At 69.2% G+C, this 500-nt stretch carries 1 protein-coding gene; it reads left to right on the forward strand.

Translation table 11 applies throughout. The features are described 5' to 3' along the window. The coding region (locus FB586_RS19155) for a 3-hydroxyacyl-CoA dehydrogenase family protein (RefSeq protein WP_222928410.1) at window positions 1-500 on the forward strand (500 nt) is incomplete at both ends.

Genomic DNA, 500 nt, shown 5'->3' on the forward strand with positions numbered 1-500 from the left:
TGCAGGTCGACTTCGACACCGCGTCGCGCATCGAGAGCCGCTACTTCACGAACCTGGTGGTCAACCAGCAGGCCAAGAACATGATCCAGGCCTTCTTCTTCGACCTCCAGGCGATCAACTCCGGATCGCTGCGACCGGCCGGGGTCGAGCGCTGGCAGGCCACGAAGGTCGCCGTCCTCGGTGCCGGGATGATGGGCGCCGGCATCGCGTACTCCTGCGCCCGCGCCGGCATGCAGGTCGTGCTCAAGGACGTGACGCTCGAGGCGGCGGAGCGCGGCAAGGCCTACACCGAGAAGCTCAACGCCAAGGGCGTCGCGCGCGGCAAGATCAGCCAGGAGAAGGCCGACGCGCTGCTGGGCCGGATCACGCCGACCGCCGACGCGGCCGAGCTCGCGGGCTGCGACCTCGTCATCGAGGCCGTCTTCGAGGACCCGTCGCTCAAGGCGAAGGTGTTCGCCGAGGTGGCGCCGTACGTCGACGCCGACGCGCTGCTCTGCTCG

The sequence above is a fragment of the Cellulomonas telluris genome (genome assembly GCF_004886325.1).
GTDB classification, from domain to species: domain Bacteria; phylum Actinomycetota; class Actinomycetes; order Actinomycetales; family Cellulomonadaceae; genus Cellulomonas; species Cellulomonas telluris.